Source organism: Streptomyces sp. NPDC101166, assembly GCF_044768125.1.
GTDB lineage: Bacteria > Actinomycetota > Actinomycetes > Streptomycetales > Streptomycetaceae > Streptomyces.
Genome location: NZ_JBIWPF010000032.1, coordinates 37,677 through 48,921, shown reverse-complemented (window position 1 = coordinate 48,921; position 11,245 = coordinate 37,677). Strand labels below are relative to the sequence as shown.

Sequence of the window (11,245 nt, the reverse complement as noted above, 5' to 3'; positions counted from 1 at the left end):
CTCGTCCTACCCCCGGGGGGCGGGAACCACCGCGCGGCGCGATGTGCAAGCGAACAACCGCGCTGCGCGCGGTTGTTGCGCGCTCCCGCTCCGCGGGAGCGGGAGCGGGACGCTGCGCGTCCCGCACAACCCGACTGCTGCGCAGTCGGGTTGACGCTCCGTTCGCTGCGCTCCCTGAGCAGCAGGACTTCGTCCTGGGCCTGGGCCTTCCGCTAGCGCTCCAGGCCGGCGGGCGGGTCCGCTGCGCTCCCCGCGCCCTCAACGGTCCTTCCGGCTACGCCTCCAGTCCCTTCGGGCCCGCTGACGCGGGCCTGCTAGCTACGGGGGAAGGGGGTCGTTGGTTGGTGTCGATGTGGGTGTAATGCATGCCCATGAAAGATGCAGGATGTAGTGTTGGGGGAAATTAGGCACCGCCCTTCTTCTATCATCCGGAGAGGGGGGCGAGGGTCTGTCGTTTGATGGTCGTAACCGGCAATGTATTGGTGACCGGTAGCCTAGGGGGAGCTGTGCATCTGGGACCGTTGGAGAGAGACAGTGAGGGCCGTTGGGTTCTGGGTGATGCGCAGCGGCCCTCTGGCGGCTGTCTGCATTTTCTTCCAGAAGGGGCTGAACACTGGTGGCGCGGTAGCCGGCAGGTCCTGGTTCCGTGGTCGCGGTTCATGTTGTTGAACAGTCTTGACGTCACGCCTAGGCCGATCGGCAGCACCCGGGCTGTCGGCTTCCTCAACGATATCGGTGGCGGTGGCTCGGTGGGGATGCTCGGTCCCTGCCTGCGAGTGACGCTCCGGCATCCTTACGAGGACTGGGTGGCGCAGTTCAGCCACCATCAGCGCAGGTACGGCCTGGTCCATCTCGCGCTGCTCAGGGAGCTGTTCAGGCAGACGTCCGAGACGGGCGAGTTCGAACGGCTGGGCGACGGTGACTGGCTGGCATGGGTGGTCAAGCAACTCTCGCCACAGCGCCTTTGGACGACCGCGGCCCTAACGGCAGCCGTGACCGAGGCGCGGACGAGCTGACCGAGGAATGTCCGTCGCGTGAGGCATGGGAATCCGGTTGATCATGGATTAGAGAAGGTTGGGGAATGGCTGCGGTTCAGCTTCGGGAACACCAGCGGGATGCGACTGCGCATATTCGTGAATGGGTAGGATTCCCTGCAAGATCTTCCGTGCCCACGCAGGGTGCCCGTGCCACGGTCGTGTCAGCGACCGGCTCAGGAAAGACGATCACAGCCGCGTGGAGTGCTCTGGAGTGCTTCTGTGGCGGGCGGATCCTCGTCATGGTGCCCACTCTCGATCTGCTCGTCCAGACCGTTCAGGCGTGGCGGAGGGTCGGCCACAGCGGGCCGATGGTCGCGGTGTGCTCGCTGGAAAAGGACGACGTCCTGGAGCAGCTGGGCGTGCGGACCACCACGAACGCGATCCAGTTGGCGCTGTGGGCGGGGCATGGGCCGGTGGTCGTGTTCGCCACGTACGCCTCCCTCGTGGACCGCGACGACCCGGAGGACCTGATGGGTCAGGGGCGCGTTCGCGGGCCGCTGGAGGCTGCTCTGGCGGGCGGGGAGCGGCTGTACGGACAGACGATGGCCCCGTTCGACCTCGCCGTGGTCGACGAAGCCCATTCAACCACCGGTGATCTTGGTCGGCCGTGGGCGGCGATCCACGACAACGCCCGCATCCCGGCGGACTTCCGGCTCTACTTGACCGCCACCCCCCGTATCCTCGCCTCCCCCCGGTCGCAGAAAGGCGCGGACGGGCAGGAGCTGGAGATCGCGACCATGGCGTCCGACCCGGACGGCCTCTACGGCGAGTGGATCTACGAGCTCGGACTGTCCGAGGCGATCGAACGCGGCATCCTCGCCGGGTTCGAGATCGACGTGCTGGAGATCCACGACCCCTCCCCCGCCCTCGAGGAGTCGGAGGAGGCGCAGCGGGGCCGGCGCCTCGCCTTGCTGCAGACGGCGCTCCTGGAGCACGCGGCCGCGCGGAACCTGCGCACGGTCATGACCTTCCACCAGCGGGTGGAGGAGGCGATGGCGTTCGCCGAAAAGATGCCGCAGACGGCCGCCGAGCTGTACGCGGCCGAGGTCCCCGGCGAGGCCCTGGCCGACGCGGAAGCCCTGCCGAAGTCGTCGATCGACGCGGAGTTCTACGAGCTGGAGGCCGGCCGCCACGTGCCTCCGGAGCGGGTGTGGTCGGCGTGGCTGTGCGGCGATCACCTCGTCGCCGAGCGACGGGAAGCTCTGCGGCAGTTCGCAGACGGCGTCGACGCCGACGCCAAGCGGGTGCACCGGGCCTTCCTCGCCTCCGTCCGGGTGCTCGGCGAAGGCGTCGACATCGTCGGCGAGCGGGGCGTGGAGGCGGTGTGTTTCGCCGACACCCGCGGCTCCCAGGTGGAGATCGTGCAGAACATCGGCCGGGCACTGCGCCCGAACCCTGACGGCACGACCAAGACCGCAAGGATCATCGTACCCGTCTTCCTTAAGCCCGGCGAAGACCCCACCGACATGGTCGCCTCCGCCTCGTTCGCACCCCTCGTAGCCGTCCTCCAAGGCCTGCGCAGTCACTCCGAACGCCTCGTCGAACAACTCGCCAGCCGGGCTCTGGGCAGCGGGCAGCGGAAAGTGCACGTGAAGCGGGACGAGGACGGGCGGATCATCGGCACCACGCCCGAAGGCGAGAGTGGGCGGGACGAGACCGAGGGCGCCGTGGAGTCAGCGCTGCTGCACTTCTCCACCCCGAGAGACGCGGCGACGATCGCGGCGTTCCTGCGCACCCGGGTGTACCGGCCGGAGTCCCTGGTCTGGCTCGAGGGTTACCAGGCCTTGCTGCGCTGGCGGAAGGCCAACTACATCACCGGCCTGCACGCCGTCCCGTACGACACCGAGACCGAGGCCGGCGTCACCAAAGCGTTCCCTCTCGGGCGGTGGGTCCACCAGCAGCGACGCGTGTACCGCGCGGGCGATCTCGACGACCACCGCAAGACGCTACTCGACGAAGCCGGGATGGTGTGGGAACCCGGCGACGAAGCCTGGGAAAACAAACTCGCCGCCCTGCGCTCCTTCCACCGCGCCCACGGCCACCTCGCCCCCAGACGCGACGCCGTATGGGGCGACGCCGACAGTGAACTGGTCCCGGTCGGGGAACACATGGCCAACCTCCGCAGGAAGGAGGGCCTCGGCAAGGACCCGCGGCGCGCCGCGGCCCGCGCCGCACAGCTCGCCGCCATCGACCCGGACTGGAACTGCCCCTGGCCACTGGACTGGCAACGCCACTACCGCGTCCTCGCCGACCTCGCCGCCGACGAACCCCACGGCCGGCTCCCCGACATCCAGCCCGGCGTGCAGTTCGAAGGAGACGACCTCGGCAAATGGCTCCATCGGCAGCGCCGCAGCTGGATGGAGCTCTCCGAAGAGCAGCAGCAGCGGCTCACAGCGCTGGGCGTGAAACCCGCCGAACGGCCCACCCCGGCCCCGGCGGCCAAGGACGGCGGGAAGACGTCAGCCTTCCAGCGCGGTCTGGCCGCCCTCACCCAGTACATCCAGCGGGAAGGCAGAACCGTCGTTGGAAGGGCGCACGTTGAGGAGCTGCCGGACGGTTCGACGATCAAGCTGGGCGTGTTTCTGAGCAACCAGAGAGCCAGGCGTGACCGGCTGGATGCGACACAGCGGGCCGACCTCGCCGAGCTGGGCTACACCTGGGCTGCAGAACAGTCCGGACACGGCTGACCACACGTCCGCGGGGCCAGGGACGTCCGGCAGAACCGGGATCTGGTCTCTGACGCGCGTTTCCCCTTCGGCTGAGTCGGCGAGACGTTCGGCTCTGTGGGCGGAGTGCGAAATGGGATGCGGCAGGCGGGTCCTGGCCAGTTCGGCCTCGATGCGGCGGGCCTCGGTCCGGCGCTGCTTCAGCTTCTCCTCGGTGGCGTTGTGGGCCTCAGTGTCTGTTCGGCCTGCCGGTGCAGCTTCTGAGGGGTCGTCAGCGGTTTCGTCGTCGCCGGGTGGCTGCGGAGGTTTCTGCGCGGCCGGCATCGTCGTCGTGCAGGCCGTGCCGGCCCGGATCCGTGTGAGGGGGAGGAGTCTTCGATGGTCGGCGCCTCACACCCGTGGAGTAACGTGCTGACGTGTCCACGCCTCCGCCGCCGCAGAACCCGTACGGCCCGCAGCCCTCGCAGGGCCCCCATGCGCCCCACCCCTATGGCCCCCAGGGCCCGCTGCCTCCGCCCCTCGGCCCCTACGGGCAGCCGCCCGCGCCGCAGCCGTACGGCGGCCCGTACCCCCCGCCGTCCTACGGCTGGGCCCCGCCGCCGAAGAAGAGCCGGGTCGGGCTGGTGCTCGGGATCGTGGGCGGAGTCGTCGGGCTGGGCGTGGCCGGCCTGGTGGCGCTCGTGCTGATCGGAATGAAGGTCGAGAAGGACTTCCCCGACGCCGAGTACCGGCTCACCCTGCCCGAGACCCTCCTCGACGGGCGCTACAAGCTCGGCCAAGACCTCTCTGACAGCGAGGGCGAGTCGATCGAGAAGGAGATGGAGGGCGCCTGGGACGCCAAGGTCACCGACTCCGCGGTGGGTCAGTACAGCCTCAACGGCGACGACACCGATGGCATGCTGGTGGTCTCGGGCATGTACGGCCGGTTCCAGAACACGGACGACGGCCGCGACGCCATGCTGAAGGGCGTCGGCGAGGCTGATGGCCTGAAAGTTGCCGTGCAGCCGAAGGACTTCCGTCCCAGCGGCGCGGACACCACGGTCACCTGCGAGGTGGTCTCCCAGTCGCAGGCCGGCGCCACCCTGGTGTATCCGGTCTGCGCCTGGGCGGACGGCAACACGGCGGCCGTCGTCGCCGAGATCACCGCGGAGAACGTCGGGCAGTCCGCCTCCGACATCGACCTGGCGGTGGCGGCCGAGACCGCTCTTAAGATCCGCTCGGAAACTAGGCAGCCGCTGTAGACCGCCGGGCCCCGCTGTCCTCGCTCAGGCAGTCGGGGCCCGCCCCTGCGCGGTGAAAGCGTCCTTGTCGGGTTCGGCGAAGCCGATCGTCGGTTCCCTTGCCGCGCCGAGCAGTCTGCTGCTCGGCAGGTACGACGACCATGGCCGCCTGCAGCCCGATCACCGGACTACCCGCTCCGGCCCGGCGCTGTCGTCCGTGGACCGGCTGGTCGTTCTCCGCCAGGCGGAGCAGCCGCCAGGCGCTGTACGTCACCCCGGCAAAACCCGAACTGGTCGTCGGAGTCAGCGTCGGCGCCGCCCCCGACCGGTGACGCCCCCCAGCAGCACGGACGCGGCGTCCGAAGAAGTCGTACGGCAGACGTCGACGGCCGCGTCGACGGCGCGGACGCTGTAGCCGAACTGCACCTCGAACGGGGCGCTGTCCAGGTACTTGACGGCGCGTACCAGGCGCTGTGCTCCCACGCACCGGACATCGGCTTGCGCATGAGGGGGGCGATCCGTGTCGTCGATGTCCGCTGTCCAAACGAGGTGCATGCCGTCGGTGCCGTTCCACGCGTGAAGGCCGTACGGCATGAGCGGCGTGGTGGCCTCGGCGGTGCGGGCGGCCGACGCCGTCGCCGACGGGTTCGATTCCGTGCCGCGCGTCGCGACCGTCCTGACCTGGCAGTGACGCACCTGGCCGACCGGGTGCCGTAGAGGTGGAACCGGTGGGAGCGCTTGAGTTCGGCCGCGTCGAGAGGGCGGGCGTGGGTACGGGGAGGCTCGCCCGCGACCGTCCAGGGTCTGCACGTGGTAGTAGCGGGTGGTTCCCGCGCGGCGGTGCCGACGTCGGTCAGGACGGTGCTCCTGAGTGGGCGTGGGGAGGGGAGGAGAACGGCCTTGCGGGCGCGAGGGGGCGCTGCACCTCATAGGAGCTCACCGAGCCGGGTGCCGACTCTTCCTGGCGCGGCCGCGGGATGGGTGGGGGTGGTGGGGGCCCTCTTGCCGGCGCTGACGACGCGCGTCAGGTAGGACAGCGGGGAGGGGTGCCGCAGCGGTCGACGGCGTGCAGGGCGTAGTCGTGGGCGGCGCCGGTGGTCGGGGTGCTGTTGCGCGGGTCCAGGCGCCGGTGCTGCCTGTGCGGCGGTAGGGACCGTAGCCGGCCAGGTCCAGCCCGTGGTTGCGGGAGCAGGACGGGGTCGTCTTGAAGGTGGCTGCCGCGTCGTCCGGTCCGCTCGCCCAGCCGAGTGGGCCGGTGCCTTGGGTGTCACCCGCGGGTCAGCGTCGACCGCCTGCCGGCCTTGACTTCCGGGACCGGCCAGTCACGATGCCTGCCCGGTCGGTAACACAGGTGGCATTGGCGGATGGTGACTGTACGTCATATGGGCGAAGTCCCGCCTGCCCCGTTTCGATCGCTCCTCTCACCGGGGCCGTGCCGGCGCTTGCCACCCGTCGCGGGGAGAAGATCCAATGTCTCCGCCCGGGCGGCGGCGGGTTGTCGCTCCCGAGGTTGTGTCGACCTCTCTCAGGACGGACTCATGGATCTCGGCATCGGGCGCACCGCGATACGCCGCCCCCTGTCGCTGTTCGCGGCGCTCTTCGCCGTCTTCCTCGGCCTGTTCGTGCCCGCCCGGCAAGCAGCGGCCGTCGAGTGCGCCACGCCCGCCGTCGAGCGCTTCGGCCCCGCCTCTCTCACCGGTGCGATCGTCGGCGCCACCGTCCACGACGGGCGCGGCTACCTCGTCACCCGCGGCCTCAAGCCGGCGGTACTCGCCGAGTACGACCTCGCCACCCGCACCGTTGTGCGCCAGGTCGCCATCCCGGACATGCCCACGGACGGCGAGATCGAGGGCTCCTGGGCCACCGTGGAGTCCGGCGGCACAATCTACATCGGCATGTACATCGTCCCCGACCTGTACCGCTTCGACCCGGCCACCGGCGTGATGGAGCACCTGACCTCGTTCGGCGGCAGGGGCGGCTTCGTCTGGAGTCTGGCCGCCGCACCGGACGGCAAGATCTACGCGGGCACCTACCCCGACGGGAAGGTCTGGGAGTACGACCCTGCCAGCGGCGCCGTCCGCGGCTTCGCCACCGTCGCCGGCGAGAACAACGTGCGCTCCGTCGCCGTCGACTCCTCCTACGTGTACGCCGGCTTGCTCGACAGCAAGCCGCTCATCTCCGTCAACCGCTTGACCGGAGCCGTCAGGACCCTCGCCGAGGGCGACGGCGGCTTCGCCACGGTCGGTCTCGGCCGCACGCGCGTGCGCGCCGGCAGCGGTACCAAGCTGTACGACGTGAAGACCGACGGCACCGATCTGCGCGCCGTCGAACTGGGCGGCTCCGTCGACGCCATCGGCCGCGGCCCCGACTACACCGCGTACGTCTCCACCCGCCCCCAGGGGGCCGTCTACCGCTACCGCACCGCCGAAGCCCCCGTCGAACTCGGCGTTCCGCGCGCGCAGGAGGAGACCCGGCGCCTGCACCTCGAGGGTGCCACGCTCACCGGATTCACCGGCAGCGGCGGCGTGTGGACCATGGACAGCGGCGCCCACGCCACCACCTCGTCCACGGATCTCGTCACCCCTCACCCCCGGCACCGAGCGCCCCCAGTCCGTCCTCCTCGACGCCGACCGCGGCGCCGTCTGGGTGGCCGGCCACTACGCCATCACCGTCCACCACCCCGGCGGCCTCACCCGCACCCGCGTCTGGGTCCCCGGCGAGCCGAAGGCGCTCACCCGACACGGAGACAAGATCTGCGCGGCGATGTACCCCAGCGGCGAGATCGTCGAGCTGGACGCCGTGAACCCCACGAGCCCGCTGCGCTCCCTCGGCCACCTCGGCTCGGGACAGCAACGCCCCTGGGACATGGAGTACGACCCCGTCACCGGAAAGCTCCTCATCGCCAGTGCCCCGCTCGGCACCGCCCTCAACGGCGCGCTGTCCGTCGTCGACCCCGTACGTCTCCACCCGCCCCCAGGGGGCCGTCTACCGCTACCGCACCGCCGAAGCCCCCGTCGAACTCGGCGTTCCGCGCGCGCAGGAGGAGACCCGGCCGGCCACCGGCGCCAAGAACGTCTATCTGGGAGTCATCCGCGACCAGAGCCTGCTGAGCCTCAGCCTCGGCTCCGGCGGCATCGTCCACCTCGGCGGCGACACGCCGGGCTCGATGACGATGCGGCGCGCCTGCGCGATGGCTCAGTCGGCGATCCAGCCCAGAGGTTCGACGTCTGTGACCGCAGATCGTCTTTGCTGCCGGCATGCGGCACGTCGTGTTCCGGGCCCCGAAGACCAGCGCACGTACGGACCACGGCGACGGGTCACCGGCCCAGTCAGTTCGTCAAGACTGGGGTCACGTCGGCAGCTCGGCGTTCGCGGGGTTCGAATCCCGCCCCCGCTACGAGCGAAGGGGCCGGCGTCAGCCGGACCTTGCCCTGTTCGTCAGCCGGACCTTTCCCTGTTTCGGCGAGGCACGTGCCGCGGAGACGAGGAAGTGGGCCGAGGTCAGTGGCGCCGCGGACTTCCCGGCCGGGGAGTAGGCGCGGGGCGGCCCCCGTCCCCTCCTGCCGCGCGCCGCGCCGGCCGGGTCGCAGGGGCGGTCCGTGACCGGCCGTCATATGACTGATGTGTCGGGCTTTTTGGCGGGCGAGAGTGTGTGCCGCCGGTTCCGCTCCCCTCAGCGGTACAACCTCGGCGCGCCGGGCTCGTGCCGCCAACTACTTGGGAAGAGCAGATCTGGTCCTGCTCCTGGTGCTACGCCTCGACCCATGTGGGCAGCGAGTGGTTCGAGATCTCGCGACCCCCGTACCAGCCCATGGGCATGCGCTGGGAGAGCGCCGTTGCTGACGGCCTTTCCCTCGATGTCTCTCATGCCTTCGGGGCCTTCGACACGACGCTGTGCGGGATCCAGCAAGCCGGCATGGCACCCTCCGACTACTGGTGGCTACCGGAGAGGGAGAACGCCTGCGGCGACTGCCGATCCGCAGCGAGCGTCATCGACAGTCGCTGGCCGCAGGCTATGCGACGCGAGAACGCGCGCATCAGCGTGCCCCGCTCGGCAACCGCCGGATAGCTCGGAGCGGGGCAGTGTCCCCTGCGTGTCTCACGCTGTCCGCAAGGCAACTGCATTGGCCTTCGCCGGCCCCCGCGGGCCCCCGCTGCGGTCGGCATCCCCCGGCGCGCTCCGGCATCGTCGGGGTCGAGCCCGTTCGCGCCGGAGGACACCGCCCTTCGGCGACCGTAGCCAAGGCCCGTGCGAATGCTGCGCTGCCCGGTCGGCCGCGCCGGACAACGCCCCCGGTAAGTAGTCGGCGTACCGGCCAACCGGCGGCACCCCCTTGTCTCCCAGGTCGCAGTGCGTCTCCAAGGCCCCCGTCGGCGAACCCCGACGCGACCCAGGACACGACTCAGGATGTGACCCGGGGCGCGCCCCAGGGCGGAACTCAGGGCGCGCCCCAGGATGCGACTCGGACCGGTCGCGGCGTACCCCACGCTCGCGTGGGAGGCTCCCCCAGTGAGCACCATGCGACGCCCTCTCGGCACCGGCCCGAGCACCCCCAGAAGCACGCCGACTCCCGACACGGTCCCGCGGCTTCTGCCCGTCGAGCGGGTCGAGTCCGCCGCTCTCCCGGACGACGGCGAGCACCAGGAGGTGGCCCAGCCAAGAGGCCGACGGCCCCTCGGACCCGGCACCGCGCACAAGCCGTAGGAGCCGAGCGGCGACCCGTGAGCGGCTTGCCCTACAACTTGCCCTACGGCTTGCCGTACAAGTGGCCCTACAACTTGCTCTACGGCTTGCCGTACAACTTGCCTCACGGCCGCGAGGTCCGGCACCAGCCGGTACACCTGACCTGGTGGTCAAGGGAGCGCCGCCGGAACTCCCCGGGCGCCGACTACTTCCCTACGAGGGGGTCTCGCGGAAGTCGGACCCGGTGCCGTCGTCCGCCGCGGCCGTGGTGCCGTCCTCCGACGAGCACCCCGCCGTCCTCGCGCCAGCCGCCGACAAGGACGTCGCGAAGGACGGCCGCCGTGACTGACCGCCTGTAACTCCCGCACTCGGCGGACAAGCAGACCGACGCCCAGCAGCGCCACGCGCTGGGCAAGCTGCTCGCCGCCGGCGCCCCGGTCTACGACGCCCCCCTCCCTCAGCCGTGAGGCTAGGGGTACTGCGGCACCGGAAACGGCGCCGCGGGGCCCTCGGTCTACTGGGTGCAACCAAGAACCTCAAGGGCGTTGTCGGCGGGAAACGTGTTGGCGCACGCCCCGCCAGCGAAGGGGAGGCCATCGGCCTCCCCTTTCTGCTTGCTCGCAGGTCAGGACCGTGCCCCGGGTTCTCATGCCAGAAGCCCCCCTTCAGCTGCGGCGGGGCCACCAGCGCCGCCGCTCGCCTTGCTCCTGGTGGCCGTTGTGGTCGGCGGTTGCCGTCTCGGGCGCGGCCGGGGCCGCTGCGGGGGCGGGCGCCGGGACGGCCGGGGCCGTGGCGGGGGGCGCGGGCTGGGGGATGGCCGCCCGTTCCGGCGCGGGGGTGAGCGCGGCGAGAGCGCGCTGCAGATCTGCGATGTGCACCGCGCGTTCCGCCAGGCGCTCCTCGAGGTGCCGTGCCTCCGCCTCGGCCAGGGCACGGGCGTGCCGCTCCTGGATGAGCAGGAGTTCGGTCTCGTGGCGCAGGCGCTCAAGTTCGGCGCGCAGCTCGGCCGCCTCGTCGGGGCCGTCGGTCTGCCCGGCCCCGGCCGTGGCCTCTTGGGGGCCTGCCTGGTCCGGAGGTGCCGGGGCGTGCAGCCGGAAGCCGGCGGCGAGCAGGTCGTCCACGGGGATGAGCCAGCCGCGGTCATCGTCCAGCACCGACCCGGGCAGTTCGCCGGCCTCACGGCGGCGCCGGATCGTCGTACGGCTCACGCCGCAGCGTTGGCGGCCTCTCGCTGGGTCAGCATCGGTGTATCCTCCCCGGCCGCCGACCGACGCACAGTCCCGGCCCTGCGTCGGCAGGCAGTCGACTCTCTAACTGAAGTACGAGGACCCAAAAGCTGCCCCCGCGCGCCCCATAACAAGGGCGGGGCTCTAGCCGAACAACTCAGCACATTCAAGGGGTCCGGGGCTTCCGGTAGCGGAAGCGCGGAAAGCTTCCGCCATCGGAAGCCATCGAACTCTTGAATGCTGCCCGCCCGCTGGCCAGAGTCAGCCCCGCACTGCTGCTGGGACGTACCCCACACGTAACCGTGTGACGAGGAACACGCCAGCACTGAAGGTGCAGGTCAAGCCGGGGTTGCGGGGCTAACCCCGCCACCAACGACCCTGACGCCTGCTGTCGGAGCGTCCTGCCCGAGAC

7 protein-coding genes are annotated in these 11,245 nt (G+C 70.7%); 5 read left to right on the top strand and 2 right to left on the bottom strand.

Going from position 1 to position 11,245, the window contains the following annotated elements:
• Window positions 1-659: 659 nt before the first annotated feature.
• The 3 genes from ACIRS4_RS34365 (at window position 660) to ACIRS4_RS34355 (ending at window position 4,944) form a co-directional block, all read left to right on the top strand.
• Entirely contained in the window at window positions 660-1,016 is a 357-nt protein-coding gene (locus tag ACIRS4_RS34365; protein ID WP_404203520.1) for a hypothetical protein, read from the top strand.
• A gap of 65 nt (window positions 1,017-1,081) precedes the next feature.
• Window positions 1,082-3,724 (top strand): Helicase associated domain protein, encoded by a 2,643-nt coding sequence (locus ACIRS4_RS34360; protein WP_404203518.1) that lies wholly within the window; start codon window positions 1,082-1,084, stop codon window positions 3,722-3,724.
• A 395-nt stretch (window positions 3,725-4,119) separates the two neighbouring features.
• Window positions 4,120-4,944 (top strand): hypothetical protein, encoded by an 825-nt coding sequence (locus ACIRS4_RS34355; RefSeq protein WP_404203516.1) that lies wholly within the window; start codon window positions 4,120-4,122, stop codon window positions 4,942-4,944.
• Between the two features lie 282 nt (window positions 4,945-5,226).
• On the opposite strand, the gene ACIRS4_RS34350 is transcribed toward ACIRS4_RS34355, so the two are convergent.
• A complete protein-coding gene (locus tag ACIRS4_RS34350; RefSeq protein WP_404203514.1) occupies window positions 5,227-5,406 on the bottom strand; it encodes a hypothetical protein in 180 nt (59 codons plus the stop codon).
• Window positions 5,407-6,461: 1,055 nt separating this feature from the next.
• Between ACIRS4_RS34350 and ACIRS4_RS34345 the strand changes: the two genes are divergently transcribed.
• A complete protein-coding gene (locus ACIRS4_RS34345; RefSeq protein WP_404203512.1) occupies window positions 6,462-8,033 on the top strand; it encodes a hypothetical protein in 1,572 nt (523 codons plus the stop codon).
• A 1,740-nt stretch (window positions 8,034-9,773) separates the two neighbouring features.
• Window positions 9,774-9,956: a hypothetical protein gene (locus ACIRS4_RS34340; RefSeq protein WP_404203510.1), complete on the top strand. Its 183-nt coding sequence runs from the start codon at window positions 9,774-9,776 to the stop codon at window positions 9,954-9,956.
• Window positions 9,957-10,272: 316 nt separating this feature from the next.
• Here ACIRS4_RS34340 and ACIRS4_RS34335 read toward each other — a convergent pair whose 3' ends face one another.
• Complete coding sequence (locus ACIRS4_RS34335) at window positions 10,273-10,815, bottom strand: hypothetical protein (RefSeq protein WP_404203508.1); 543 nt, start codon at window positions 10,813-10,815, stop codon at window positions 10,273-10,275.
• Window positions 10,816-11,245 lie beyond the last annotated feature (430 nt).